This is a genomic window from Allobosea sp. RAF48, from assembly GCF_052114025.1.
GTDB lineage: Bacteria > Pseudomonadota > Alphaproteobacteria > Rhizobiales > Beijerinckiaceae > Allobosea.
Genome location: NZ_JBFRDZ010000007.1, coordinates 193,790 through 217,643 on the forward strand (window position 1 = coordinate 193,790; position 23,854 = coordinate 217,643).

General features: G+C 60.7%; 29 protein-coding genes and 2 pseudogenes. 23 read left to right on the forward strand and 8 right to left on the reverse strand.

All coding sequences use genetic code 11. The annotated features are described in order from the left end of the window. Nucleotides 1-13 precede the first annotated feature (13 nt). The 13 genes and pseudogenes from AB4Z10_RS15460 (at nt 14) to AB4Z10_RS15520 (ending at nt 9,938) form a co-directional block, all read left to right on the forward strand. Entirely contained in the window at nt 14-2,278 is a 2,265-nt protein-coding gene (locus tag AB4Z10_RS15460; RefSeq protein WP_441471255.1) for an ATP-binding protein, read from the forward strand. A gap of 443 nt (nt 2,279-2,721) precedes the next feature. Next, nucleotides 2,722-2,829: pseudogene (locus AB4Z10_RS15465) on the forward strand (transposase); the annotation flags it as partial. 32 nt (nt 2,830-2,861) lie between these two features. After that, entirely contained in the window at nt 2,862-3,011 is a 150-nt protein-coding gene (locus AB4Z10_RS15470; RefSeq protein WP_441471352.1) for a hypothetical protein, read from the forward strand. A 279-nt stretch (nt 3,012-3,290) separates the two neighbouring features. Beyond that, nucleotides 3,291-4,280 (forward strand): 3'-5' exonuclease, encoded by a 990-nt coding sequence (locus AB4Z10_RS15475; RefSeq protein WP_441471256.1) that lies wholly within the window; start codon nt 3,291-3,293, stop codon nt 4,278-4,280. Nucleotides 4,281-4,587: 307 nt separating this feature from the next. Further along, nucleotides 4,588-6,657 (forward strand): ATP-dependent helicase, encoded by a 2,070-nt coding sequence (locus AB4Z10_RS15480; protein ID WP_441471257.1) that lies wholly within the window; start codon nt 4,588-4,590, stop codon nt 6,655-6,657. After that, nucleotides 6,648-6,947: a hypothetical protein gene (locus AB4Z10_RS15485; RefSeq protein WP_441471258.1), complete on the forward strand. Its 300-nt coding sequence runs from the start codon at nt 6,648-6,650 to the stop codon at nt 6,945-6,947. Before AB4Z10_RS15480 ends, AB4Z10_RS15485 begins: the two co-directional genes overlap by 10 nt. 14 nt (nt 6,948-6,961) lie before the next feature. Continuing rightward, on the forward strand, nt 6,962-7,207 hold the full coding sequence (locus AB4Z10_RS15490; protein ID WP_441471259.1) for a hypothetical protein: 246 nt from the start codon (nt 6,962-6,964) through the stop codon (nt 7,205-7,207). Further along, nucleotides 7,207-7,425, forward strand: a complete 219-nt coding sequence (locus AB4Z10_RS15495; RefSeq protein WP_441471260.1) for a hypothetical protein — start codon at nt 7,207-7,209, stop codon at nt 7,423-7,425. Before AB4Z10_RS15490 ends, AB4Z10_RS15495 begins: the two co-directional genes overlap by 1 nt. Nucleotides 7,426-7,895: 470 nt before the next feature. Continuing rightward, nucleotides 7,896-8,048: a DUF1127 domain-containing protein gene (locus AB4Z10_RS15500; protein ID WP_441471261.1), complete on the forward strand. Its 153-nt coding sequence runs from the start codon at nt 7,896-7,898 to the stop codon at nt 8,046-8,048. A gap of 19 nt (nt 8,049-8,067) precedes the next feature. Beyond that, nucleotides 8,068-8,400: a DUF4113 domain-containing protein gene (locus AB4Z10_RS15505; RefSeq protein WP_441471262.1), complete on the forward strand. Its 333-nt coding sequence runs from the start codon at nt 8,068-8,070 to the stop codon at nt 8,398-8,400. Between the two features lie 134 nt (nt 8,401-8,534). Continuing rightward, nucleotides 8,535-8,816 carry a type II toxin-antitoxin system Phd/YefM family antitoxin gene (locus tag AB4Z10_RS15510; RefSeq protein ID WP_441471263.1) on the forward strand — a complete coding sequence of 94 codons (282 nt, stop codon included), beginning with the start codon at nt 8,535-8,537 and terminating at the stop codon, nt 8,814-8,816. 20 nt (nt 8,817-8,836) lie between these two features. After that, a complete protein-coding gene (locus AB4Z10_RS15515; RefSeq protein ID WP_441471264.1) occupies nt 8,837-9,442 on the forward strand; it encodes a hypothetical protein in 606 nt (201 codons plus the stop codon). A gap of 250 nt (nt 9,443-9,692) precedes the next feature. Continuing rightward, nucleotides 9,693-9,938 carry a hypothetical protein gene (locus tag AB4Z10_RS15520; RefSeq protein ID WP_441471265.1) on the forward strand — a complete coding sequence of 82 codons (246 nt, stop codon included), beginning with the start codon at nt 9,693-9,695 and terminating at the stop codon, nt 9,936-9,938. A 28-nt stretch (nt 9,939-9,966) separates the two neighbouring features. Here the strand turns inward: AB4Z10_RS15520 and AB4Z10_RS15525 are convergent, their stop codons facing one another. Together AB4Z10_RS15525 and AB4Z10_RS15530 are read right to left on the reverse strand one after the other, a co-directional pair. Continuing rightward, entirely contained in the window at nt 9,967-10,527 is a 561-nt protein-coding gene (locus AB4Z10_RS15525) for a DNA-3-methyladenine glycosylase (protein ID WP_441471266.1), read from the reverse strand. Between the two features lie 382 nt (nt 10,528-10,909). Next, nucleotides 10,910-11,194 (reverse strand): BrnA antitoxin family protein, encoded by a 285-nt coding sequence (locus AB4Z10_RS15530; RefSeq protein WP_441471267.1) that lies wholly within the window; start codon nt 11,192-11,194, stop codon nt 10,910-10,912. A gap of 203 nt (nt 11,195-11,397) precedes the next feature. Here AB4Z10_RS15530 and AB4Z10_RS15535 point away from each other — a divergent pair, with 203 nt between their 5' ends. From AB4Z10_RS15535 to AB4Z10_RS15545, 3 genes are all read left to right on the forward strand, one after another. Further along, complete coding sequence (locus AB4Z10_RS15535) at nt 11,398-11,682, forward strand: hypothetical protein (protein WP_441471268.1); 285 nt, start codon at nt 11,398-11,400, stop codon at nt 11,680-11,682. 103 nt (nt 11,683-11,785) lie between these two features. Further along, the gene (locus tag AB4Z10_RS15540) at nt 11,786-13,066 is read left to right on the forward strand and encodes a DUF763 domain-containing protein (RefSeq protein ID WP_441471269.1); all 1,281 of its coding nucleotides are present in this window, start codon (nt 11,786-11,788) and stop codon (nt 13,064-13,066) included. Nucleotides 13,067-13,173: 107 nt separating this feature from the next. Continuing rightward, nucleotides 13,174-14,118, forward strand: coding sequence for a cation diffusion facilitator family transporter (locus AB4Z10_RS15545; RefSeq protein WP_441471270.1), 945 nt, complete (start codon nt 13,174-13,176; stop codon nt 14,116-14,118). Nucleotides 14,119-14,696: 578 nt separating this feature from the next. On the opposite strand, the gene AB4Z10_RS15550 is transcribed toward AB4Z10_RS15545, so the two are convergent. The 3 genes from AB4Z10_RS15550 to AB4Z10_RS15560 form a co-directional block, all read right to left on the reverse strand. After that, entirely contained in the window at nt 14,697-15,233 is a 537-nt protein-coding gene (locus AB4Z10_RS15550) for a hypothetical protein (protein ID WP_441471271.1), read from the reverse strand. 17 nt (nt 15,234-15,250) lie between these two features. Continuing rightward, nucleotides 15,251-15,553, reverse strand: coding sequence for a PepSY domain-containing protein (locus tag AB4Z10_RS15555; protein WP_441471272.1), 303 nt, complete (start codon nt 15,551-15,553; stop codon nt 15,251-15,253). A 230-nt stretch (nt 15,554-15,783) separates the two neighbouring features. Further along, entirely contained in the window at nt 15,784-16,209 is a 426-nt protein-coding gene (locus AB4Z10_RS15560; protein ID WP_441471273.1) for a low affinity iron permease family protein, read from the reverse strand. Between the two features lie 99 nt (nt 16,210-16,308). Between AB4Z10_RS15560 and AB4Z10_RS15565 the strand changes: the two genes are divergently transcribed. The 7 genes from AB4Z10_RS15565 to AB4Z10_RS15595 all read left to right on the forward strand — a co-directional run bounded on the left by AB4Z10_RS15565 (nt 16,309) and on the right by AB4Z10_RS15595 (nt 21,615). Continuing rightward, on the forward strand, nt 16,309-16,653 hold the full coding sequence (locus tag AB4Z10_RS15565) for a low affinity iron permease family protein (protein ID WP_441471274.1): 345 nt from the start codon (nt 16,309-16,311) through the stop codon (nt 16,651-16,653). A gap of 74 nt (nt 16,654-16,727) precedes the next feature. After that, nucleotides 16,728-17,234: a YciE/YciF ferroxidase family protein gene (locus AB4Z10_RS15570; RefSeq protein WP_441471275.1), complete on the forward strand. Its 507-nt coding sequence runs from the start codon at nt 16,728-16,730 to the stop codon at nt 17,232-17,234. A 53-nt stretch (nt 17,235-17,287) separates the two neighbouring features. After that, the gene (locus tag AB4Z10_RS15575; protein WP_441471276.1) at nt 17,288-17,890 is read left to right on the forward strand and encodes a cysteine hydrolase family protein; all 603 of its coding nucleotides are present in this window, start codon (nt 17,288-17,290) and stop codon (nt 17,888-17,890) included. 177 nt (nt 17,891-18,067) lie between these two features. Beyond that, entirely contained in the window at nt 18,068-19,597 is a 1,530-nt protein-coding gene (locus AB4Z10_RS15580) for an FAD-dependent oxidoreductase (protein WP_441471277.1), read from the forward strand. Then, the gene (locus AB4Z10_RS15585; RefSeq protein ID WP_441471278.1) at nt 19,594-19,971 is read left to right on the forward strand and encodes a VOC family protein; all 378 of its coding nucleotides are present in this window, start codon (nt 19,594-19,596) and stop codon (nt 19,969-19,971) included. Before AB4Z10_RS15580 ends, AB4Z10_RS15585 begins: the two co-directional genes overlap by 4 nt. Nucleotides 19,972-20,026: 55 nt before the next feature. After that, a complete protein-coding gene (locus AB4Z10_RS15590) occupies nt 20,027-20,659 on the forward strand; it encodes a DUF6766 family protein (RefSeq protein ID WP_441471279.1) in 633 nt (210 codons plus the stop codon). A 44-nt stretch (nt 20,660-20,703) separates the two neighbouring features. Continuing rightward, the gene (locus AB4Z10_RS15595; protein ID WP_441471280.1) at nt 20,704-21,615 is read left to right on the forward strand and encodes an NAD(P)/FAD-dependent oxidoreductase; all 912 of its coding nucleotides are present in this window, start codon (nt 20,704-20,706) and stop codon (nt 21,613-21,615) included. Here the strand turns inward: AB4Z10_RS15595 and AB4Z10_RS15600 are convergent. The 3 genes and pseudogenes from AB4Z10_RS15600 to AB4Z10_RS15610 all read right to left on the reverse strand — a co-directional run bounded on the left by AB4Z10_RS15600 (nt 21,612) and on the right by AB4Z10_RS15610 (nt 23,753). Then, the gene (locus AB4Z10_RS15600; RefSeq protein ID WP_441471281.1) at nt 21,612-22,073 is read right to left on the reverse strand and encodes a hypothetical protein; all 462 of its coding nucleotides are present in this window, start codon (nt 22,071-22,073) and stop codon (nt 21,612-21,614) included. The two genes, AB4Z10_RS15595 and AB4Z10_RS15600, sit on opposite strands and share 4 nt — an antisense overlap. Nucleotides 22,074-22,076: 3 nt before the next feature. Further along, the gene (locus AB4Z10_RS15605; protein ID WP_441471282.1) at nt 22,077-22,337 is read right to left on the reverse strand and encodes a hypothetical protein; all 261 of its coding nucleotides are present in this window, start codon (nt 22,335-22,337) and stop codon (nt 22,077-22,079) included. Between the two features lie 84 nt (nt 22,338-22,421). Next, nucleotides 22,422-23,753, reverse strand: a pseudogene (locus AB4Z10_RS15610) (YihY/virulence factor BrkB family protein). Nucleotides 23,754-23,854: the final 101 nt, after the last annotated feature.

The following is a 23,854-nucleotide window of genomic DNA, read 5'->3' on the forward strand; positions in this document are numbered from 1 at the left end:
ATCCATGTGAATCATGTCCAGACTTCAGAACCTGTCGCATATTGATTTCGAGGATCTCAGCCGGGACATTGCGTATGCTGAGACAAACATGCGGTTCAGCGCATTTCGCACGGGGCCGGATCAGGGTGTCGACGGCCGGCATGCCAGAGCTGGCTTGAACGTCATACTGCAGAGCAAACACTACGCGGGCTCAAGCTTCTCCGATCTGAAAAAAGCAGTCCGTCGCGAGTTGGCGAAATTGCCGTCGTTACAGGCTAGCCGCTATCTCCTGTTCACCTCGCAGTCCCTTACCAAGGCAAAGGCAGATCAGATCGTTGATCTGCTGGGCGGGCACCTAAACGAGCCCGGTGACCTTTGGAGCCAGAAGGATATTGAGGCCGCCCTCGATCGGCATCCCGAGATAGTGAAACGGCATTTGAAGCTTTGGCTTTCGAGCACAGCTGTCCTGGAGCGCATCCTTCAGTCCGGCCTGGAAGCTTTCACGCAGGCGACGAAGGAAGAAATTCAGGCAGAACTGAAAGTGTATGTTCGTAATCTAAGTTTCGACGAGGCAATCGAGAAGTTGAACACGCAGAGAATCATTGTCATATCGGGCCCGCCGGGTGTTGGTAAGACGACGTTGGCAAAGATGCTTTCTTATTCTTATTTGGACGATGGCTGGGAGTTCGTGGCGATACGCGACCTTGATGATGCATTCGAGAGGATAGACGACGAGAAACCCCGCCTGTTTTTTTTCGATGATTTCCTCGGCCGCATCGAGCTGGACAAACAGTCGCTGCTAAAGCGGGAGACGGCGCTCGCGACATTCGTTCGCCGCGTTCGGCAATCAAAGAACGCGCGGTTCATTCTTACGACCCGAGCGCATATTTTCGAAGAAGCGAGACTTCTGTCAGACCATATCGACGACCGTCGTTTTCAACTAGCAAAGTACCTTTTAGATGTTGGCGCATACACGCGGAAAATAAAAGCGCACATCCTATTCAATCACCTGTCATGCTCAAGCTTGAGTAATGACCATATCGCCGCTCTACTGCAGGGCAAATGGATATCGCGCATTATTGACCACAAGAATTATAATCCACGGGTCATTGCATCCTGCTCCAGCGACTGCATTGATGATATAGCGGCGGGTGAATATCCTCAGTATATTTTTAGTTCTCTTGAGAATCCTGATACTATTTGGAGCAAACCGTTCCGCTCACTTGACATGAAGTGCAGTAATCTGCTCGTCGCGTTGTTCTTCTCTAGCCAATACGGGGTCAGCATCGAGCATCTTCGCGAGAATTTTTCCGATATGCACCGGGCTGTGAGCAGCCATTACGCGCGCAGCACCTCGCCGTCCGACTTCGAGACAGCTCTCAGGATGCTTGAGTCTGGGTTCCTATCCATATCCGGCCAAAACGTATCGTTCGTGAACCCTTCTCTGCGGGACTTTATGAAGGCGTATCTGATTGAGCCAGAATTCCTTCTGCTGCTTCCCGCGGCGGCACGACGAGCCGATTGGGCGTCGAAAATATGGAAACATGCAAAGGAGATCTTCAAGGCGCACCCTGAACGGATCAGGCAGTTTGCCTTTGCCTTTCAGCAATACGCCTCTCGGATACAGGACCATCCTACGCAGGACCCGGAGGGGACTGACGATCCGTGGGAGTCGCACAATGATCTCGCAGTTTCCGAACGCGCTGACCTCCTCATCGAATGGTTCGAAGCATCTAAGATTGACGATTATGTCCGTTTGGCGATTGCAGTTCTAGACAATGCCGATCTCAAGACGCGGTCCTATCGCGATAGCGTAGAGCTGGCCCAATTTTACTGGAGCGCCGACTACATCTTGCCGGCCGACCACGATCTCAGGGAAGAACTGTTCGACGCAATTAAGCAACGTTTCTGCCTAGCCGTAAAATCGGGGCTGTCCCTGGACGATATCGTCACTGTCGTGAAGAGCGTTAAGGAATATATGGGTGACCCCACTCCTGATACCGTAGAAGAGGCTTTATCGGAGGTCCTCGACTACGAGTTCCACGATACGAGTGCAGCGATCAATGACCTGGATACACCAGATAGTTTACAGGAACATCTTGAACATCTGGAAGAGCTTTCGAAAATTACGGGCTACAGCATAACAAAAGCCAGGGCGGCGATTGAGGGCAAACTATCTATGCTGGAAGAGCCCGAGACGCCTGACTTTAGCTCCAGCGTGTCGAAACGGGCGTCGGAAACCGACGAGGAATTCACGGACGCGGACCTGCGAAGCCTGTTCGGGAATCTTCGATATTGAACCAAGCCTCCGCGAGGGAGGTCTCGCCTCAGAACATAAGAAGTCGCGGCAGACCATCGTAAATTGGGAATGCTCCCATAGCGAACTGCCAAAAATGCTGCAGATCGAAATCAGAGGGCTCAACGTTTCCGGCAGAGGGGTAGCTCTCGACGAAGCCGGGGCAAGCGCGCTTCGTAGCAGACCTCATGAGCTTGGGTCGGGAGCCGCTCGGCTCCCCTCTTTTCAGTTTGGGGGTAAGGCCGAGCGGCCCTCAAAGCGTTAGCTCGACAGCAGATCATTCTGGAATTCACCCGCCGAGGATGCTTCATCGTAAGCGGTGTTCCGACCGCACCTTCTTCGCCGCGGGTTGAGCGCCCACTCTGACGGTCCTGATTTGGAGGGATCGTTTTGTGTCGAGGCTTGACCATAGACTTGAGCCTGAGGGCGAGGTGCGCCGCTTCGAGGTGATCACCGGGGCGATAGGCCGACGGCGGTGGACTGCCGATGACCGGGCGCAGATTCTTGAAAAGACGCTGGTTCATGGAGCGGTCGTCTCCGAGGTGGCGCGCCGGCATGGCCGGACGCCGCAGCAGTTGTTCACCTGGTGCCGCGAGGCGCGCAAGGCGCGCAGGCGCTGCCGGCCTTCGTGCCGGCTGTCGTCATCGCCCGCATCGTCGCCGGTCATCCCCAAAGCCAGATCGGCGACCTGCTGCCTTGGGCCTACGCCCCCCAGCAGCTCAAGGCCGTGGCCTGAAAACAGCGGTTACGCTTCATCCTCGCGTGCAAAAATTAGACTGCCGCAAAGCGGGCGTTGCCAGAGTCCGAAAAGGGCCAGGATCTGCCGATTACAGCAGCCTACCGTATTCCTCAAATTTGCATGCGACGATGGCTGGGAAACCCTGGCTCAGAATGAACGGCAGTCCGGTGGGTAAAATACGACTGTTTCCCCGGAAGCGCCGTGGCGGGCTGACTGATCGGCCCTTATTGTGAGCGGATTGGCGCGCCAAAAGGCGCCGGGATAGATATCAGCCGAATGAAGACGAGCTCTGCTCAGATCGACCTGTTTGATGACGCGCCCGGCTACCGCGAGGCGCCACGGCCGGCGCCGAGAAAGCGTCAGGCGGTAGCGCCCCAGCATGCCGGCTGGGACGACGAAGAAGCCGCGCAACGACTGGAGCAGACTGGCCGTTTCAGGATTCTGCGGAAGCTTGTTCCGCGCACCGTCATCCCGCGGGTTGAAAGCGCCTATCCGAACCTTGCGGTCCTGGTGGATACGGAGACGACGGGTCTGAACCACGCCAAGGACGAGGTCATCGAAATCGGCGCGGTCGCATTCACCTATCATGATGAAGGCGTCATCGGCGATGTCGTCGGCGTCTACAGCGGGTTGCGTCAGCCATCGGAACCGATCCCAGCCGAAATCACGCGGCTGACGGGGATCACTGACCAGATGGTCGCTGGCCTGGAAATCGACTTCGCCGCACTTGATGCTCTGATAGAGCCTGCGGATCTGGTGATCGCGCACAACGCCGCGTTCGATCGACCGTTTTGCGAGAACCTCTCACGGACTTTCACTGCGAAGGCGTGGGCATGTTCCGTCAAGGAGATTCCATGGGCCGACCTTGGTTTCGAGGGAAACAAGCTCGGCTACCTCGTCGGACAGTCCGGTCTGTTTCATGAGGGGCATCGAGCGACCGATGATTGCCACGCGCTGCTAGAGGTGCTGGCGCGTCCGGTGGGACAGGATGGAACTCCGCCCTTCGCTGCGCTTTTACGATCCAGCCAACAAAGTCGAATCCGGATTTATGCAGAGAACGCACCCTTCGACATGAAGGACCACCTTAAAGGCCGAGGCTATCGCTGGTCAGATGGCAGTGACGGAAGGCCCCGAGCCTGGTGGATTGAGATTGATGAAGAGCTCTGGGACGAGGAGCTGCGGTATCTTCGGACCGACATCTACGGCTGGGAAGACGCAGAGCCACTGACGGTGCACCTGACCGCGCTTGAGCGATATCGCGTGTAGCTCCTGTTCTAAAGCCGGCGCCGCTAGGGGCCGCTTCCAAGCTTGACTCCGCGAACACGATCGTTCTCATAATGTTCTCATTCTTGAGGACGTATCCCATGCCGCCAGTCGTGCCCCGACACGCGCCTGCTCCGACCCTTATGGAGCGCCAGATCGATTCATTCTTGGCGGCGTTCGATGGCAATGCGCGGGCTGCCATCGGCGCCTTACTTCATAATCGCGATGAGATTCTGAAGGATGCGGACCGGGTCGCCTCGCTGAGCCTCTTGCGCCGTCGGTTCTCAAAGGGAGCACGGGAGTTGGAGACATGAATGCCGTCGCCCCGATCAGCTATCTAGATGCGCTCAACCCGGCCCAGCGGCGTGCGGTCACGCACGGCGTTGGCGCGACGGCCGGATCGCCCTTGCTTGTCATAGCGGGCGCTGGCTCTGGAAAGACCAACACGCTGGCCCATCGTGTCGCCCACCTCATGGTCAGCGGCGCCGATCCGCGGCGGATCCTGCTGATGACGTTCTCGCGCCGGGCCGCGTCCGAGATGGCGAAGCGTGTCGAGCGCATCGCGCGCAAGGTGCTGGGAGATGGTGCCGGTGTACTCGCCGATGCCTTGACCTGGGCTGGGACCTTTCACGGCATCGGCGCGCGGCTGTTGCGCGATTATGCTGAGCAGCTTGGCCTCGATCCCGCTTTCTCGATCCATGATCGCGAGGACTCGGCCGACCAGATGAATTTGGTCCGGCACGAGCTCGGTTTCTCGAAGACGGAGTCGCGCTTTCCGACGAAGGGTACCTGCCTGTCGATCTATTCGCGATGCGTGAACGCCGAGCTGCCGATCGAGGACGTTTTACGCCTGTCCTATCCCTGGTGCGCCACTTGGGCGGCCGAGCTGAAAGAGCTCTTCGCCGCCTATGTCGAGGCGAAGCAGAGCCAGAACGTGCTCGATTACGACGATCTGCTGCTCTACTGGGCGCAGGCCGTGACCGATCCCGATATCGCAGCAGACATAGGTGGTCGCTTCGATCACGTCATGGTCGACGAGTACCAGGACACGAACCGTCTCCAGTCGTCCATCCTGCTCGCACTTAAACCCGATGGCTTCGGTCTGACGGTCGTGGGCGACGATGCCCAATCGATCTATTCGTTCCGAGCAGCCACGGTCCGCAACATCCTCGATTTCCCGGCAGCGTTCGTGCCGCCGGCCGAAATCATCACACTCGATCAGAACTACCGCTCGACCAGCGCCATCCTGTCGGCCGCGAATGCCGTGATCGATCTGGCAGCCGAGCGCTTCACCAAGAACCTTTGGACCGACCGCGCGACCGGCTCGCCGCCGCAGCTGGTCCATGTTCGGGACGAGGCGGATCAGGCTCGTTTCATAGCAGAGAAGGTGCTGGAGAACCGGGAAGGCGGTTCGACGTTGAAGCAGCAGGCGGTGCTTTTTCGCGCCTCTCATCATAGCGGTCCGCTCGAAATTGAGCTCACGCGCCGAAACATCCCATTCGTCAAATTCGGCGGCCTCAAGTTCCTCGACAGCGCGCATATCAAGGACCTGCTTGCGCTGCTGCGCTTCGTCGAGAACCCGCGAGACAAGGTATCCGGCTTCCGTGTCCTACAGCTCCTGCCGGGCGTTGGACCGACCTCCGCACAGCGTGTCCTTGAGCATGTTGCTCAGGCTTCGCTTCCCCTCGAGGCTCTGGAGAACGCTCCGGCTCCGCCGCGTGCTGGCGAAGATTGGGCGTCATTCGTCTCCGCGATCAGCGAGCTGCGCTCCGGCACAGCCGGTTGGCCGGCCGAGATCGAGCGCGCCCGCCGCTGGTATGAGCCGCACCTGGAGCGCATTCACGAGGACGCCAGTACCAGGCAAGCCGATCTCGTACAGCTCGAACAGATCGCAAGTGGTTATCCGTCGCGCGAGCGCTTCCTGACCGAACTAACTCTCGATCCGCCAGACGCGACCAGCGACCAAGCCGGCGTGCCGCATCTCGATGAGGACTATCTCATCCTGTCGACGATCCATTCGGCCAAGGGCCAGGAATGGAAGTCGGTCTTTGTCATGAACACCGTCGACGGCTGCATTCCGATCGATCTCGGGGCCGGCGCGCGGGACGAGATCGAAGAAGAGCGGCGCCTGCTCTATGTCGCAATGACCCGCGCCAAGGACGATCTGCATCTGGTCGTGCCACAGCGGTTCTTCACACACGGGCAATCGGCGACCGGTGACCGCCACGTCTACGCCAACCGGACGCGCTTCATCCCCAACGCGCTACTCAGCCAGTTTGAGCTTGTGGCTTGGCCCATCGCGGCAGCGGAAGCCTCTCGGGCGCCATTCAGCGGACCGAAAGTCGATGTTCGGGCCAAGATGCGTGGTATGTGGCGATGACCGATCCTTGGCCTCACCAGGTCGAACTCAAGCTGGACAAGATGTCCGCAGCAGAACGGCTTCGCCGGATCGATGCATGGTGCACCGATTGGCAGATCGCCTTCCACGTTCTCGGCACGATGACCGACGGCGTTATCCGCGTGGCTTTTGAAGAGGCGCGCTTCGCGAGCGCCTTCCACGCTCATTTCGGCGGCGTCATCGCTCCGACCGACGAGTTTGAAACCGCTCTCGCAGCCGGCGCCGCCGAAGGCGACTTGTATGACCGGCTTGCTGGCGAATACCCTGACTAGGGAGGGCCAGCGCCATGGCGGTTATGGTCACGATCGGCTCGGGAGTGCCACGCATTCCGATCCGCAAAGCTGACGATCTGGTTGAGCGGATCGAAGCTCTAAAAAACGAAGCGACCAACCGCGGGTTCGGCACGCTGGCCTATTTTCTTAATACCGCGCTGATCGAAGCCAAGCTCCAAGAGCAGCACATCATCGACGACACGGCTATCGCACGAGCCAAACCTGAGGAGGTGTGGCGCCCTGCTGAGGATCGAGATTGATGGCGAAGCAGAAGGAGCTGCCGGAAATCGATCTCGACGTGTCCGACGTAAAGCGGATCGCGCTCACGACCGATCCCCAGGGCGAGACCATCATCAGTTTCGAGATGGCCGGCGGTCAGGTGATGAACCTGGTGTTTTCCCCGGAGGCGTTTGGGAAGCTTGAGGCCATGATGGCTAAAGCCAATGAGGCGCAAGCTCAGGTTTCGCCCATTCAGTAGCTCGTCCAATGATGCCCGATGAGAACGCGCCCCCATATCAGGTAGAGAAACTTCCGCATGGTTGGATTGCTGAACATCTGCCAAATGTTTAGCAGGATCGCGGCGCGAACTAGCTAGCTCGCAACCAACTGACCAGCCGATCGAGCTGGTCGACGGAGGCCAGGGCAAGCATCGCTGTGACAACATGGAGCAAGCCGAACAATGCGGTCGGCCAAAGCCTTGTCAAAATGACCGCCGCGGCTGAACGCAACAGGCATCGAACCAACCGTTGCGATTGCAACTAGTCCTGCTCCATACGCATAACAAGTCCGTAATTTTCTATATTTGCCCCTGTTTCATGCGTTTTATGCATATCAGAGCTACCTTAGGTCACCTAAATGTGGCACCTCATTCGGTCTATATGCAGCGCACAACGAGATTGTCGCTGTGGGCACCGCCCCGGTCCGGAATAGCCGCTTAGGGAGATCACCATGTTCGTCACCATGATCGCTGCCAAGATCCGCGCCTACCTTCGCTATCGCGAAACCGTCAGCGAGCTGTCGCGCCTGACCAACCGCGAACTCGCCGATCTTGGCGTGTCGCGCTCGGAGATCCCGTTCATCGCTCGCGTCCACGCGGCCTGAACCGCTTGATGGGCTCGCGATGGGCGCGCTCAACACAGAAAGTTTCTCCCGAGGCTCGAATCTCCCTCCCTTGAGCCTCGGTCGCAGAGCGAATGCCCGCCTTACGGCGGGCATTTTGCTTTTCAGGCTCTCGTCGAACGGTCGCGAGAACGGGGTGTCAGGACACGACTTTGATAAGGTCACGTTCGGGAGGCCCCTGTGTCATCTGCTGCCGCGGTCGCTCCTACCAGATAAGCGGGTGCAGGCGCTGCTCCGTCAGCGCAAGGCGTGGGTCACCAAATTCGACCAGCGCTCGCCGCGTTACACGACGCGATTGCATGACGTACCTGTTGTCGGCTCACGCGCGCACTAACGATGCAAACTTTGAGGCCTGAGCTCCAGATCATCTCTTAATCACAATCGTTGGAAATGCCGGTTGTCGACAACCCGCGTTGAATGGCGCGGCCGCGCAAACCATATTCGATGAAGCTAACGCGGGAGCGCACTTTGCGATATTCGGCCCGGATCAAGGCTATAAGCTATCTGAAGGCCAATGCTGCCGATGTCCTTCGCAACGTCGCAGAGACGCGCGAGCCCCTGGTGATCACACATAACGGCGAGGCAAAGGCGGTACTTCAGGACATTGCATCCTTCGAGGAGACGCAACGAATGCTGGGGCTGCTGAAGATGCTTGCCATCGGCAACCAGGAGGTTGAGGCAGGTAAAATGAAGCCGGCCCGCAATGTCGTCGAGCGACTGCGCCGGAAGCGTTTTGATAGATTGCTGTAGTCTGCTGAGGAGAGCCGCTGATGGCGCGCCCGCTCGCGGAATGGCATCTTCCATCATCCGTCACCCTGGGATCGTCGGTACGCGCCAGGGGGATCGAACGGGAAATCAGGCGCAGGCTGCCTTGGTCAACGAGGAAGAGTCTGACGGTCGAAACCGGGAAGGTGGTTCTCCATATGCCAGATGCCGAGGCCGCTGAGTTTGACGCGCTGTCGGCGATCGTTGGCGACGTGTTGCCCGAATTCGCCACGCTGCCCATTCTCCCAAGCGAGGCGGAGGACATCCTTTCCATCTCCTCCCGCGAGCGCCACAAGTGGCTCGACGATGGCTGCCTTCAGAGTGCAGGGACCAAGACGGTCAAGCTGCGCGGCCGTGCGAAGGCCGTGACGTTCCACGTTTTCACACCGGGTTTCATCGAACATGTCCTCGATACCGGGCTGCCGGAAATCTGGCGGGAAGAGGATATCGTGACCGCGGCCGAGAACCGGCGGCGAGCTGCAGGGAAAGCGGCTTTGACGCGCGCGGGAAAGCGTTCGGCCAAATCCCGTAAGGCAGCGCCCGATCCGGACGAGCAGGAAACCGGCCTCGACGGCTGGGAAGAGTTTGAGGCTGAAGGTCTGCTTCGGTGAGGATGCCGCCCGAACGAACGGGGGAGAAGTTATTACTATCGCCTCAACCTGTCGGCAGCAGCGATGCCCAGTCCGTTCGAGGCTTCCAAACCGACGTTCTCATCACCAGCCACTGACGCCTCCGTGGGCAAAACGGTGGCCGATCCCGCGAACGGGCGCGCATCGTGATGCTTCCGCGGGGCTCAACGCTTGGAACAGAGGCACCCTCGGCCCTGTTCATTCTCCAGCGGATACAGCTTGGAGAAGACTGGTGCGCATTTCCAACCAAGATGAATATCAAGCGGCCGTCCAACGCGCGGCCGCTGTTAGCGACGCTCCCTCGGATTCCGAAGAGGGTCGTGAATTTCAGAGGCTGACCTCGGCAATTCGCGACTGGGATGAGGCCCACAAGGGGGAAAATGCGAGCGGCCCCGAGCCGGATCAGAGCTTGTTACGGCCCGACGATCTCCCGTTCTCAGGGCTTCCTGGCAATCTCGGGAAGCTTCACAAAGATTGACGATGAGCCGCCCAGCTGGCCACCAGAGCTATTGGCTCGGGTTTGGGAATGGCTTGCTCACAAAGCGCGAGCCGGCAAGGCCATATCGCCAAGGTTGCTCAGCGGCTTTCGAAATCCCAATTCGGGTGCTGCAGGATATTTCAGGCGCACTTGATCGATCGATGATCGAGAACGGAAGCCATTCCAAACTCAGTCCATTATGGGCGCTCGTTATCCCAAGCGCCTGGGCCAAGCGCCCTGGCCCATTGCAGAGGGCGACCGGGCTGCGGCGACGTGCCCGCATTTCGTCCAATCCTTCGGTAGGTTCGATGGCTCTTATCAAGACCGCACCGGCGCCTTTAGAGACGATATTCATGCACCAGTGACGCCCGTAAGATCGATAGACGTAGGCATGCCAGCAAGGCCCGAACATGGCGGCATTTCGCGGTGTCGGGCCTCGGAAGCTGTGCGAAGCGGGATCATCGGCGAGGTAGGCCTCGGTTTCGACGATTGTTCCTCCGACGCCCTCGACGAACAGCTTCATACCAATCAGTCGCGGAGCAAGCTGCAGAGCGTCCAAAGCCTTTAGCTCGGTCAAATTCAAAGGCATTCAGTCAACGCGAGCTTCTCGATGGCGCGGGCTTCGAACCGCGGCTGCAGTCTGGACTTTTAGCGTATCAGTGGGAGCACGGTGGCCGCAGCAATCGCCACGACGATGGCGCCGCGAATGAGTATGCCGTTGATCCGAGCCATAGAGGCTTCTGAGCTGTCAGGCGTACGCATAACTTCGCCTCCCTCGAAACTCAGCTTCGGACCCAACGCGCCCCGATGCAATCGCTTTGAAAGGCGATCCGCCACACTGTCGTCTCGTGTGACCAGTCTGCCACCGCGTCGCGGCGCAGCCCGCTAGGCCCGTATTGCGTCTTGCGACTCTGTCCGGCCTCTATGAGCCGGTACTGCACGGTCATCAAAGCGGGCTCGCGCGCGGATTATCAACCGTCGTTCGAAGAGTTGAGTTCCTCCGGCCTCAGCCCCTCATCGAGGGATGCTGGCATCGCCTTTCTGAGGGTGTCGTTGATCCGGTCCTGCCAGCCGGGGCCGCCATCCTGAAAGTGTGCCAGCACCTCGCTGTCGATGCGAAGTGTGACCATCTCCTTGGCGCCTGGCAGAACGGTACGCTTCTCGATTGGCGCGGGTGGCGCCACCTTCGGCGCGGCGAAAAGGGCTTCCGCCTTGTCGCGAGCGCTGGTTGGGCGGCGCATTCGATCGTTGCTCATTACGTCCTCATACCCGCCACCCGATACTCAATCATAGCAGGATTGGATGGAGAATGGGCGCCATTCGCTGGGTGATCACTTTCGGAAACGGCGCGCGCCTATCACGTAGGTTTCCTGCGGTGCGTTCTCGGAATCAACGCCTGCTATGAGGAACGGCCACGCGGCGGCGGCGTTCAACGGTCGTCCTTTGGAGATGTCCGTTTATGCAGACCACCGTGACCGCCTGCCTTCAGCGAGTTCTGGTTGTCACTGACCGGGACACCGTGATTGGTGGTGATCCGGGCATCGGGCGCAGAGGCTGCCTGGTGCAACTCGCCGCCCTCTCCCACGGTGGCCTTGGCATTTGGTGGGACATCGCGGGGGGAGCGGGCCATGAGTCATCATCCTTGCTTTTTGATGCGAGCAGCAGTTGCGTGGCGCTGGAGGCTCACCTGGATCGGTTGGGAGATGTGAAAACTTCCGGTTCCGCGCCCTCGGTCGCTTACTGAACGAAATGGAACCGTTCTAAGTTCCGGCGCCGCTCGCTCGGTATGGTCAAGGAACAGGGGCCGACGTATATATTCGGTTGTTCCCGTTTGGTTCCGGTAAGCTATGACAAAGCGATCAGGCAGTGCCGATCTTCCCCTGCACTATGGGCGCGTGCCACCATGGCTGGGCGAGCGCATGGCCCGGCTGGGGAGCGTCATCTGCGAAGCCATCATCCAGCAATATGGGCGTGACGAGCTGCTGCGGCGGCTGGCGCATCCTTTTTGGTTCCAGTCGTTCGGCGCAATCATGGGGATGGATTGGCACTCGTCCGGCATTACGACGAGCGTCATCGGGGCGTTAAAACGAGGTCTGAAGCCGCTGGCCAGTGAGTTAGGGCTGCATGTCTGCGGAGGGCGAGGCAATCATTCCCGCCGAACACCCGCCGAGCTGGATGAGATCGGCGCGAAGGTAGGGTTCGACGGGAAAGCCTTGGCGCGGGCAAGCAGGCTCGTCGCCAAGGTCGACAGCGCGGCGGTGCAGGACGGATTCGACCTCTATCTACACGGCTTCTTTGTAACCGATGACGGCCATTGGACGGTCGTGCAACAGGGCATGAACGGCGACGGCGGCCTGGCACGGCGCTATCATTGGCATTCCGAGGGGCTTGGCAGTTTCGTCGAAGCACCCCACGCCGCAATCGAGGGGCGTAATGCCGGCAGCATCGTCAATCTGACCGATGCGCGCGCCGACCGCGCCCGCGAAGCTCAGGTCGCGATGCTGCGCGATCAGGGACCGGACAGGATCGTCAGAGAGTTGGCGGCGTTACAGCCGGCGCGCCCCATCTCTGATCAAAACAAACCGCAACTGGTCCTCCCGCACCTTGTGATGCCCGCGCATCACGATGTCCGGCCCGAGGACGTCGTAACGCGACGACTGCATGGGGCATTGGCTGCAGCAGCCGATCGAGGACCCCAGGACTTTTCCGAGCTGCTGCTTGTTCCCGGCATCGGCGCGCGCACCGTGCGATCACTCGCGATGGTCGCGGAAGTACTGCATGGCGCGCCCTGCCGTTTCAGTGATCCAGCGCGTTTCTCTCTCGCCAATGGCGGCAAAGACCGACAGCCCTTCGCAGTRCCAACCAAGGTCTACGACCAGACCATCGCTGTCCTGCGGTCGGCCGTCGATCGGGCTAAGATCGGCCAGGGCGACCGCCTTGCCGCCATTGCGCGGCTGGACAGTGAGAGCCGTCGGTTAGAGCGGAGCACGACCGGTCCGACACTTATCGAGTATGTCGCCGAGGAGCGCCGTCGATCCGCGGAATACGGCGGCCGAAGTGTCTTCGGCTGGGAGGAGTCAGAGACTGCACATGTTGAGAGCGTCAGCGCAGCGCGTCGACGCGTGTAACAATGGTACTGCACTGCCCGTTCTCCATTCTCCTGCTTCAACCCTTTCGTGGTCGGGATTAGGGAACACGTACCGCTAAACCCCGTTGCGCCTGGGCGGGGAGCTAGATGGCTGCACATTCGGGATCACGGAAAGTCATCTATGCGGCGCTAGCAGGGAATCTGCTGATCGCGACGACAAAATTCATCGCGGCGGCCTGGACCGGAAGCTCCGCGATGATGTCCGAGGGCGTTCACTCCCTGGTCGACACCGGCAATGGCGCGCTTTTGCTCTATGGCCTCAACCGGGCCGCGCGGCCACCGGATCTCACGCATCCTTTCGGCCACGGCCGCGAGCTCTATTTTTGGAGCTTCGTTGTCGCGCTCCTGGTCTTCGCGGTCGGCGCGGGTGTGTCTCTCTACGAAGGCATTTCCCACGTCATTGCCCCGCACGCGGCAACGAATTTGACCACGAACTACATCGTCCTAGGCCTTTCGGCCTTGTTCGAAGGTTACTCCTGGCGGATCGCGCTGAAGGAGTTCAGGGCAGCGAAAGGCTCGTTGAGCTACTTCGACGCGGTCCGGCAAAGTAAGGATCCGAGCGTCTTTACGGTCCTGTTCGAAGATACCGCAGCCTTGCTCGGCTTGTTCATCGCCTTCATCGGGATCACGGCAGCAGCCTACTTCGAGCGCCCTGAGCTCGATGGCGTGTCGTCGATCTTCATCGGCCTCATTCTTGCGATGACGGCTACGCTTCTGGCGCGCGAAAGTAAGGCGTTGCTGATCGGTGAAGCGGCTTTGCCCCACGTGCAGGAAGAGATCATGGCGGCGGTTGATGGAGATCCAGACATCGAGCGTGTCAACGGCATGACGACAGTCCATCTGGGTCCGGATCAAATCGTCGTGGCGCTGAGCCTTGAATTCAAGGACGATCGGTCAACCGAGGACATCGAAGATTGCGTGGAGCGCATTGAAGCGAGGCTCAAACAGCACCGCTCGGACATTGCCTCGGTTTTCGTGAAGCCGCAGACCTCTGCCACCTGGCGAAAGCGGCGGGCCAAGCTGGTCGAGTGAAAATTCAGATCGGCAACGGGGGCGCTATATATCAGCGTGGCTTTGCGCTAGCCGCAAGCCGCGAAAACAGTTCAAAGACCGGYCGCGCGAGCGAAGAAGAGTCGAGAAGCGCGGAAAGCGCGCCTTGTTGCACACGGTGGGGCTCAACTCGATCGCGGGGGACCGCCGTGCTCGCTGCTGATGCGGATGACTAGGGACACCGAATCGATCGGGGAGATCGCCTGCTTATCACGCGCAGCGTTCTCCCGGTCCTGCGATATGATTACCGAGGCCGTAGAGAAGGCACCCGCATTGATAAAAGCATGCCCAAGTAGGCGCTGATACTCCGCCAGCGGGTCGCCGCGCCCATAGCCCCAAAGCACGCTGACGATAAGAACGTCGACGCTCGGTCGCAGATTTGCGATCGCCTCGCGGAGGCGATCGAGGTGGCTGGAAGGCCGGTGATCGTCCTGCGTAGCGGCCAAACCCAGAAGAAGGAAAGCCTTCGCCGGAGGCGGTCGCGCCCTACTGCAAGGTTGGCCATCGTGCAGGCCCGCCGATAGTTGCGGGCCTGCACAAATTCTGACCTTAGCCTTCTATCAGATCACTGGACGCTGATAGGGATCCGCCGTCTCGTCGAACCGGCTCCAGCCGCTGGCTCGATACTCGGCGAGACGCTCATCGCGATTGATCGGTGTGGCACCATCCAAAATGGCCTCGATCGCAGGCACCTGTTCATCGGCGGCGCGAACCGAAACAACTGTGCCACCTCGGCGAACCGTCTCGGCATAGTAGTTTGCATCTTCTTCGCTGTGCCCTGCGCTGGTCAGGGCTCCCACGATGCCGCCCGCGGCGCCCCCGACAGCCGCACCCGCTGCGGTCGACGCCAGCCAGCCGGCCGCAACCACGGGGCCGATGCCCGGAATGGCGAGCATCCCAATACCTGCCAGCAAGCCAGCGGCGCCACCAACGGCGGCGCCAATGCCCGCGCCTTCGCCGGCATTGCTATCGTCGGCCTTTCCATTGCGGCCGACGATGCTGATGTCCGAAGAGCTTACGCCGGCCGCCTCGAGCTGGCCGACGACGGCATGGGCGGTTTCATAGTTGTCATAGGAACGGGTTCGGGTCTGGGTCATGATTATCGCTCCTCTGATCAGTTACGGGTGATGTTGCCGCGATAGTCGACCGAGACGGTGAGCTTCGCGCCGCCATGCGTCGCGCTGCCCTTCCAGACGCCATTGTCGTCCTTCTTGAGTTCACCGATGTTGGTATAGCCATTGGCCTCGAGGCGGCTCTTAGCCTGGCCTTCGGTGAAGCTGTTGGCGCCCGGCAGCGGCGCATTCTTATCGGCATCCGCCTTCGGCGCCGGCATTGGCGAGGTGGTCGAGGTTTGGGCGTGCGCGCCGAACGACGCGGTCGCCGCCAAGATGGTGAGAACGATCAGCTGTTTTCTCATGGGAAAGGCCCCCTCATGGACGCGGCCTAAGCCGCCGGAAACCCTTCGAACCACTTGGGCGATGGTTCTGTTCCCGTGGACCTTGTGCGACGGAACGAAGCTAGGGGCGGACTGTCGTTGATGTGAATGATCCGGCGGGTCCGGACGCATGCCGCTGTCGGCTCGCGCTTAAACCGATCCGTGTGTTTCCTCGCAGATACCTGTCGCAGAAGCGGGGAGGTGTCCAAGATTCAGGCGGTATTCGACCCATCTTCGGCTTTGCGCCGCGCCTTGGACGCGCGCTTGCAGAAGTCACGCCTGATCACCACGAGGTCTTCTTCGTCCAGCTCCTCCAGATCAAGGAGCTCCTCCCGCGCTCCTTCCAATCGGATGATGAGCTCGTCGAGCTTAATTTGCATCGCGGCGGTGTCGCGGTTTTGGCTGTTCTGGATGATGAACACCATCAGGAAGGTGATGATCGTCGTCGAGGTGTTGATGACGAGCTGCCATGTGTCGTTGAAGCCAAAGATCGGGCCGGAGAGGGCCCAGATAAGGATCAAGCCGACCGCCACGAAGAACGTGATCGGCTTGCCTGTCCAACTGGCGACCGCCTGAGCAACCCGCGTGAACAAGGACACCTTGTTGTCCTTGTGAATGATGTGATCATAGCTCGACATGCTGCACCTCGATCCCCGGTTGCGAAGCCTTCGTCCGCAGAGCAATTGAACCGGCAGCGCACCCGGCGAGTTCCGGATCGTCCGCAATCGGAGGGCGACATGAAGTGGTTCGACGCATTCTCGACGGGGTGCGCCCGTTTCGCCGGGCGGCCTGCGATGCTGCTGGTGGCTCTGGCTCTGTCCCTAACCGGAGTCCTAGCGTTCGCTTCAGGGGACGATCACTTCCTGGGAGGAGCTAGCCTGGCGATCAGCACAGTCACTCTTTTGCTCCTACCGATCCTCCAAGCCACGCAGAACCGCGACGGGGCCGCCTTGCAGGCGAAAATCGATGAGCTCATTCGGGTTCAGGAGGGTGCCCGCAATTCGTTGATCGGGGTCGAGGACCGCAGTGACGAAGAGATCGAAAAGGCGCGCCGCTCCGAGGAACATCATCCTGAACCGTAGCGGGAGTATAGACCTCGGAACTCGCCCGCAGGCAAACCGTTGGATCGGTCTCACCCCTAAGGAGGAAGCCGATCATGGCCAGCGAGCCCAAGACCCTCAACGACCTCTTTATCGACACCCTCAAGGACATCTACTACGCGGAAAAGCAGATCCTGAAGACGCTGCCGAAAATGGCGAAGGCGGCATCGTCGCTTGACCTGAAGGCTGCCTTCGAAAAGCACCGGGACGAGACTGAGACCCATGTCGAGCGTCTCAGCCAAGTGTTCGAGATTGCCGGCAAGGCTCCCCGCGGCAAGACCTGCGACGCCATCCTCGGCATCATTGAGGAAGGCAAGGAGATCATGGAGGAGTACTCCGACAGCCCCGCGCTGGACGCCGGACTAGTCGCTGCGGCGCAGGCCGTCGAGCACTACGAGATGACGCGCTACGGGACCTTGAAGACCTGGGCGACCCAGCTCGGCCTCAAGGATGCAGCCGCGTTGCTCGAACAGACGCTCCGGGAGGAAGAGACGACGGACCAACTCCTGACGAAGCTCGGCGTCACCGCGGTCAACAAGAGCGCGCAGGGCGAGGCTGCCTGAGCCTGAATTGCGCGCCGGCTTCGGGAGCCGGCGCGCCTTCCAGGGAGGAAGGCATGGGCGAGCGACTCCCGCTGCTGACCGACCGCACCGTCCACATCTGCGTGGACATGCAAAGAATATTTGCTCCGGAAGGTCCATGGGCCACTCCATGGATGACGCGTGTGCTTCCTCGGTGCGTGGCCCTGGCGGAAGCCCGCCCGCTGGCCACCGTCTTTACGCGTTTCGTCACCCCATCGTCGCCAGAGGCGGCGTTCGGGGCTTGGCGCGATTTCTATCGCCGGTGGCCCGAGACGACCCGTGATCGGCTGGACCCCGCGCTGATCGATCTCGTACCGGACCTCGCCCGATTTACGCCTCCGGCACCGATATTCGACAAGCCCGTCTACTCCGCCTTCGCGAGCGGCAAACTGCTCGCATATCTAAGAGAGCGGTCGGTCGATACGGTCGTCCTGTCCGGGGCCGAGACTGATGTGTGCGTACTCTCGACCGCACTTGGCGCAGTCGATCACGGCTACCGCGTCGTGATCGCCACCGACGCGGTGTGCAGCTTCTCCGACACGGGGCACGACAGCCTGCTGATGCTTTTCCGGGAGCGCTTCAGTCAGCAGATCTCGGCCGCCACCGTTGAGGAGGTCGTCGATCGCTGGAGCGGATAAGCGGTCGGCCCTCAAACGATGCTTTTTGCGACACCGCCTCCGCGTAGGCAGCAATCGCCTTCCAACGACCCGAAGCGGCGCAGGTGTTGCAGACGCAGAGCCAATTGCCGAACTTCAGAACTCTTCGAACATATTCGATCCGGGGACGTTGCACGCAGACCATCGCGGAGGTCTGCCATGAATGCAAAACGCGAACGAAGCCGTTCGGTTTGGATGGATGTCGAAGTAGCGCCCGAGGCCAAGCCCCTGAGGTCGGACCATGCCGCGGATGTTGCCATCGTCGGCTCCGGGATCGCGGGCCTGTCCATCGCCTACGAGCTGGCGGAGCGCGGCTTGTCCGTCGTCGTTCTCGATCGAGGCGAGATCGCCGGAGGCATGACAGCACGCACCACGGCTCACCTCGCTCCCATCTGCGACGATTCCCTCGCCGAGTTGCTGTCGATGCGCGGCCAAGAGTTGGCGCGGGGCTTCCAGGCCAGCCAGAGCGCGGCCGTCGATCGCATCGAGGCCATCCAGGAGGAGCTTGGGATAGACTGCGAATTCAGGCGTCTCGACGGAATCCTGTTTCTCGATCCCGAAAGCGAGGAGAGCGTCCTCGACGATGAGGTTTCAGCGGCAGGGGAAATCGGCGTCACCGTCGAGCGCGGCAAGGGCTTGCCCCTGCGCACGCTGGAGGATCGACCATTCCTGCGGTATCCGGACCAGGCGACCTTCCACCCGTTGAAGTATCTACGGGGCGTGGCCAAGGAGTTGAGTGCGAAGGGCGCGCGTCTCCATCCCGACACCGCCGTCGTTGAGGTGAACGAGAAGGACGACAGGGTCGAGCTAAAGCTGGAGTCGGGCCACATCGTCACGGCCGGCCATGCCGTGATCGCGACGAATTCCCCGATCCACGATCTCGTCGCCCTGCACACGAAGCAGGCGCCCTATCGAACCTATGCTATGGGATTCGAGATCGAGGCCGGGAAGCTCGACGACGCCCTCTACTGGGACACCCAGGACCCCTATCACTATGTCCGCCTCACATCCGGTGAGGATGGCAAGGACATCGTCATCGTCGGTGGCGAGGATCACAAGACGGGCGAAGCCGATGACGCCGACGCGCGTTTCGCCGCCCTCACCTCCTGGGCCAAGACCCTCATCCCGGATCTCGGTCCCGAGCGCTATCGCTGGTCGGGCCAGGTCATGGATACGCTCGACTATTGCGGCTTCATCGGACGGGAGGCTGGCAGCACTCGCGTCCTCGTCTCGACGGGCGACTCCGGGCAGGGCATCACCCCCGGCGTCGTCGCCAGTCTGCTTATCCCGGACCTCATTCTGGGTCGCGAAAACGAGTTCGCCGCAGTTTACGACCCCGACCGCAAACCCATCAAGGCAGCTTCGACCTACGTCAGTGAGAACATCACGGCGGTGAAGAACTTCGCCGAGTATCTCGCACCGGGAGAGTTGTCCTCCATCGACGAGCTTCAGCCTGGGCAAGGGGCGATCGTCAGGCGGGGACTGAACAAGATCGCGGCTTACCGGACCGAGAAGGGCGATGTCATCGAGAAATCGGCGGCCTGCACGCATCTGGGCTGCCACCTTCACTGGAACTCGTTCGAGGAATGTTGGGACTGCCCCTGTCACGGATCGCATTTCGCGCCGGACGGCAGCGTCCTGAACGCGCCGGCTATCGGTCCCCTTGCGGATGTCGAGGCTTCGTCATGATCCATCACGTCTCGCTCGGCACCAGTGACGTTGCCCGGAGCAGGAAGTTCTATGACGCCGTGCTTGGGGTGCTCGGACTGAGCCTTCTCAAGGCTTCGGAGGACTCCGCGGATTACGGCGTCTCCACGGTGCTCTTCAGCCTGGAAACACCGGTCAACGGCAAACCCGCATCCGCGGGGAACGGCGTCCATATCGCGTTCGAAGCCGGCGGCCGAAGCAAGGTCGACGAGTTTCATCGGGTCGCTCTGTTGCACGGCGGGTCGGACGCGGGCCCACCGGGCCTGCGACCGGAATACGACCCCAACTATTACGGCGCCTTCGTCCTCGACCCGGACGGAAACAAGATCGAGGCGGTCACGCATCACGGGAAATGAAAAAGGGAAGGCGCAGACGCTTGAGACGGCAGTTCAGATGAGTAGGCAGCGGCAGATGCGGCAACGACTTCGCGATAACGGCCTGACGCTGGCGCTCTCAGCAATGTTCCTTATTTCTCTGATCGGGATGGCCCTGACCGGGCATGCAACCCGCAATCAAGAACTGGCCGAACACGGTCAAGCTGCACTCGGATTGGGGGCTTACCTTTCCGGAGGCACGTTCCTGTCGGCCCTGTTCGAGAACTGGGAGAGCGAGTTCCTGCAGATGGCGGTTTACGTCGTCCTGACCGCTATGCTCTTCCAGCGCGGCTCCGCGGAGTCACGCGATCCCGACGACCCTCACCGCGACGGAGACGAAGTTCCTTGGCGCGACCGCCATCCGATCCTCGCCTGGTTGTACGAACGTTCGCTCGGCATCGCCTTGGCGGTCCTCTTCGGGGTTTCTTTCGTACTGCACTGGTGGTTCAGCATGGTCGCAGCCAATCATGAGGCGGCGCTTCATGGCCGGGCGCCGCAGTCGGCGCTCGAATACATCGGCGATTCCCAGCTCTGGTTCGAATCGTTCCAGAACTGGCAGTCGGAGTTCCTCTCGACGGCCATGCTGGTTATATTGTCGATATTCCTACGGCACCGCGGCTCTCCCGAGTCCAAACCGGCGGCCGCCGGCAATGACGAGACCGGCGCCTGAGGGTGCACCGGCGAACAGGAACGTGACTGAGTGAATGGCGAGCGATGTCAGAAGCCCGTGACTGCTTGATCATCGGAGGCGGACCTGCGGGACTGACCGCGGCGATCTATCTGGCGCGGTTTCATCTGTCCGTGACGGTGGCCGACAACGGCAACAGCCGGGCGCGGCAAATCACTCGCACCAACAACCACGCTGGGTTCCCGGAAGGCATTGCCGGGGCTGACCTTCTGGACCGCATGCGTGACCAGGCCGGCAAATATGGCGCCTGCTACCTTGAAAGCCACGTCGCTGAACTGGTGAAAGGCCCCGATGGGTACATGGCTCGCGGCGGTGGGATGATCGGTCCTGCGCGAACGGTCCTTCTCGCGACCGGAGTGTCCAACCGACCGCCCGATATTCCAAAGCCCCTCCACGCCGAGGCCCTGCGCTCTGGCAGGCTGCGCTATTGCCCGGTTTGCGATGGCTATGAAGTGACTGACCAGAACGTTTGTGTCATCGGTCGCGACGCGCGCGCTGTGACCGAGGCGGTATTCCTAAGGTCCTTCACCGATCGGGTGACGCTGATCCTCGATCAGCGGGCCGAATTGACCGAGCAGGATCTTAGCCGGATCGGCGCGGTCGGCATTGAGTTGGTCCGGGGTCGACCGAGCGAGTTTTCCCTCGACCAGACCGGGATAACGGTCAGCTTAGGGCAGCGACGGATGTCTTTCGATACAGTCTATCCTGCCCTTGGCTCCAAGATTCATTCGGACTTGGCGGCGTCGCTCGGCGCCACTTTGACGGACGAGGGCTGCATCAAGGTCGATGCCCACCAGCGCACGAATGTCCCGGGGTTGTATGCCGCCGGCGATGTCGTTGTCGGGCTGGACCAGATCAGCCACGCGATGGGCGAGGCCGGCGTCGCCGCGACAACGATCCGCAATGACCTGGCTACGGCCAAGCCGATCCTGCGCTAAACGAACCGATCGCCGTCGCGCCAGTCCGCACGGACGGCTTGGACGGACAGCCTGCCCCTTCTCAAGAAATAAGCCATCGTACCGACGGCCACAGCGCCTGCGATTGCACCGGCTGCGGCCGGCGCAATCGTCCGCTTCGGCCGCGTCAGCAACTTCGCCGTTCGCGAGAGATCGGGAGAGGTTTGAAGGCGCTGGTATAGCGAAGGCGCAGGGGTCCGCGAGAGAATGTATCCGGCGATGATGAGCCCTATTGCGCAGAGCAACAGCCCACCAGCCACGACGAGGCTCGCCGTTATCGAGCCCCAGCGGAACATGAGCGCCGCATGGAGTGCACTAAGCGCGTATCCGGCCGCGAAGACGAAGAAAAGCCCGCTGGCAACCCAGAGGCCATATATGATCAAATGGCGTTTGAGCGCTCCCGTCGCCACAGACACGAGTTGGGCGACAAGGCGGCCCATGGCCTACTTCGCCGCCCAGAAACCGAAGATGATGCCGGCGGCCGCGGCCCAGGCGAGGGCACGTAGCGGCTGCGCTCTCACTTCGTCGATCAGCACGCGCTGCAACTCGCTGACCCGTTCACCTGCCGCTTCGGTCATACGGTCCGTGTCGATGCCGACCGATTTGAGGTTCTCGGAAACTTCGCTAGCTGCGGCTCGGGCTGCGTCCATTTGCGAGCGCTGGCCATCGCCGCCTGTCTGGCCGAGTTCGTTCTCATCTGCCATCGTGCGCTCCTAAAGCTTGCAGCTTATGATGAGCTTTCAACGGGCACCCGCGCCAACGGTTCCTGGGTTTTCGCGTTCGCCGTATTATCGTTGAGCGGACTGGTTTTTAACCGGCTTGTGGCCGTCACCAGACTTATTGTCAGCAGCGTCTGCGCCGCGCAGTCCGATCGGTCGCGGTGCGCCTTCGGTGGTGTCGCGAAGCGTCTGACGCTCAGTTTCGGAATTCAGTTCGGCACCGACCAAAATGATCGTGGATGACAACCACATCCACATTAGGAGAGCGATCACGGCGCCGAGCGCGCCGTACGTTTTATTGTAATCCTCAAAGCTGGCGACATACCAAGAGAACAGAACCGATCCGAGCAACCACGCGACGCTTGCGAACATTGCTCACAGGCTGACCCATTTCCATTGGGCATCGTCACGGCTCGGCCCGAAGCGGTAGAGCGCCGCGAGCCCGATCATCATGATGGCGACCAAGACGGGCCACCGACCGAGCCATATCAGCCATTCCGCGACGTCTCCGAGGTAGAGGTAATCAAGGACGACCGGGATGGCGGCCACCGCGCCAATTGCCAGCGCGGCAAACACGAGAATGCCGAGCGTGAAGACGAGCGAGGTCAGGTTGAGCCGGATAAAGCTGCGCTTCTCCTCTTCGCCATAGGCGACGTTGAGCGCGTCGAAGACAGCTTTCACTCCTGCATTGGCGCTCCACGCCGATATCCCAAGACCGAGGACGAAAGCGAAGCCGAGCTTGGTCTCGTTTCCCGTTGAGATGCGCACGATCTGATCGCGTATGACCTCGATCGCGCCACCAGGCAGCATGCCCTCCGCTGCCGAGAGTTGCTCAGCGACTGTTCCCGGATCGGCTAACAGACCGTACAGCGATACGAAGGCCGTAATCGCCGGGAATATCGCAAGCAAGCCGTAGAAGGTCACGCCTGCAGCTACCGCGAGCACCCTATCCCTGCTCACTTCGCCATATGTCCGCCTGAGAATATCGCGCCACCCTCTCGGCGGGATTTCAGTCGGTGCGTCGGCATCGGAACCGTCAGTACCGGAGCTACCGCGGCCAGTACCGCTGCGAGTACCGGCCGCGAGGAACGAGTACAGCTGCACCGCCGTCAAGGATGCCGTTAGACCGGCCAGGGCCGCGAGCGATGCCTGCTTAACGAAAGATGGAATGCGCACGAGTCTCGCCCCAAAAATCTGCAACTTGGGGCGAGCGGGAAGGTTGCAGCAAGGAATGTGAAGAGCGTCCGCGCAGTTCCGACCGCGACGACCAGCGCAGCAGCCGCTCCAATTTACTTCTGCATCGGGCGACGTCTCATCTTGCTCGGGCGAGTTCGCTTGCTCCCCGCGTGGCGAGACCGTTTGATGGCAATGCAGCAGGTGTACGCCCACGGCGTCCGACATCGCGATCGACTATTCGGGTGCCTTCGTCGGCGCCGCCTTCAGGACTGGTCTAATCGCCAAGCTCATCGCGATGCTCCCAGCGATAAGTCAAATGGTCGCGC

Excerpts from the sequence above, each read along its gene's own strand:
- AB4Z10_RS15580 (WP_441471277.1), top strand. The coding sequence starts at position 18,068 with ATGAATGCAAAACGCGAACGAAGCCGTTCGGTTTGGATGGATGTCGAA.
- AB4Z10_RS15505 (WP_441471262.1), top strand. The coding sequence starts at position 8,068 with ATGGGCGCGCTCAACACAGAAAGTTTCTCCCGAGGCTCGAATCTCCCT.
- AB4Z10_RS15575 (WP_441471276.1), top strand. The coding sequence starts at position 17,288 with ATGGGCGAGCGACTCCCGCTGCTGACCGACCGCACCGTCCACATCTGC.
- AB4Z10_RS15565 (WP_441471274.1), top strand. The coding sequence starts at position 16,309 with ATGAAGTGGTTCGACGCATTCTCGACGGGGTGCGCCCGTTTCGCCGGG.
- AB4Z10_RS15550 (WP_441471271.1), bottom strand. The coding sequence starts at position 15,233 with ATGACCCAGACCCGAACCCGTTCCTATGACAACTATGAAACCGCCCAT.
- AB4Z10_RS15555 (WP_441471272.1), bottom strand. The coding sequence starts at position 15,553 with ATGAGAAAACAGCTGATCGTTCTCACCATCTTGGCGGCGACCGCGTCG.
- AB4Z10_RS15490 (WP_441471259.1), top strand. The coding sequence starts at position 6,962 with ATGGCGGTTATGGTCACGATCGGCTCGGGAGTGCCACGCATTCCGATC.
- AB4Z10_RS15515 (WP_441471264.1), top strand. The coding sequence starts at position 8,837 with ATGGCGCGCCCGCTCGCGGAATGGCATCTTCCATCATCCGTCACCCTG.
- AB4Z10_RS15605 (WP_441471282.1), bottom strand. The coding sequence starts at position 22,337 with ATGGCAGATGAGAACGAACTCGGCCAGACAGGCGGCGATGGCCAGCGC.
- AB4Z10_RS15590 (WP_441471279.1), top strand. The coding sequence starts at position 20,027 with ATGCGGCAACGACTTCGCGATAACGGCCTGACGCTGGCGCTCTCAGCA.
- AB4Z10_RS15480 (WP_441471257.1), top strand. The coding sequence starts at position 4,588 with ATGAATGCCGTCGCCCCGATCAGCTATCTAGATGCGCTCAACCCGGCC.
- AB4Z10_RS15500 (WP_441471261.1), top strand. The coding sequence starts at position 7,896 with ATGTTCGTCACCATGATCGCTGCCAAGATCCGCGCCTACCTTCGCTAT.
- AB4Z10_RS15535 (WP_441471268.1), top strand. The coding sequence starts at position 11,398 with ATGCAGACCACCGTGACCGCCTGCCTTCAGCGAGTTCTGGTTGTCACT.
- AB4Z10_RS15530 (WP_441471267.1), bottom strand. The coding sequence starts at position 11,194 with ATGAGCAACGATCGAATGCGCCGCCCAACCAGCGCTCGCGACAAGGCG.
- AB4Z10_RS15570 (WP_441471275.1), top strand. The coding sequence starts at position 16,728 with ATGGCCAGCGAGCCCAAGACCCTCAACGACCTCTTTATCGACACCCTC.
- AB4Z10_RS15545 (WP_441471270.1), top strand. The coding sequence starts at position 13,174 with ATGGCTGCACATTCGGGATCACGGAAAGTCATCTATGCGGCGCTAGCA.
- AB4Z10_RS15560 (WP_441471273.1), bottom strand. The coding sequence starts at position 16,209 with ATGTCGAGCTATGATCACATCATTCACAAGGACAACAAGGTGTCCTTG.
- AB4Z10_RS15495 (WP_441471260.1), top strand. The coding sequence starts at position 7,207 with ATGGCGAAGCAGAAGGAGCTGCCGGAAATCGATCTCGACGTGTCCGAC.
- AB4Z10_RS15600 (WP_441471281.1), bottom strand. The coding sequence starts at position 22,073 with ATGGGCCGCCTTGTCGCCCAACTCGTGTCTGTGGCGACGGGAGCGCTC.
- AB4Z10_RS15585 (WP_441471278.1), top strand. The coding sequence starts at position 19,594 with ATGATCCATCACGTCTCGCTCGGCACCAGTGACGTTGCCCGGAGCAGG.
- AB4Z10_RS15460 (WP_441471255.1), top strand. The coding sequence starts at position 14 with ATGTCCAGACTTCAGAACCTGTCGCATATTGATTTCGAGGATCTCAGC.
- AB4Z10_RS15595 (WP_441471280.1), top strand. The coding sequence starts at position 20,704 with ATGTCAGAAGCCCGTGACTGCTTGATCATCGGAGGCGGACCTGCGGGA.
- AB4Z10_RS15475 (WP_441471256.1), top strand. The coding sequence starts at position 3,291 with ATGAAGACGAGCTCTGCTCAGATCGACCTGTTTGATGACGCGCCCGGC.
- AB4Z10_RS15525 (WP_441471266.1), bottom strand. The coding sequence starts at position 10,527 with ATGCCTTTGAATTTGACCGAGCTAAAGGCTTTGGACGCTCTGCAGCTT.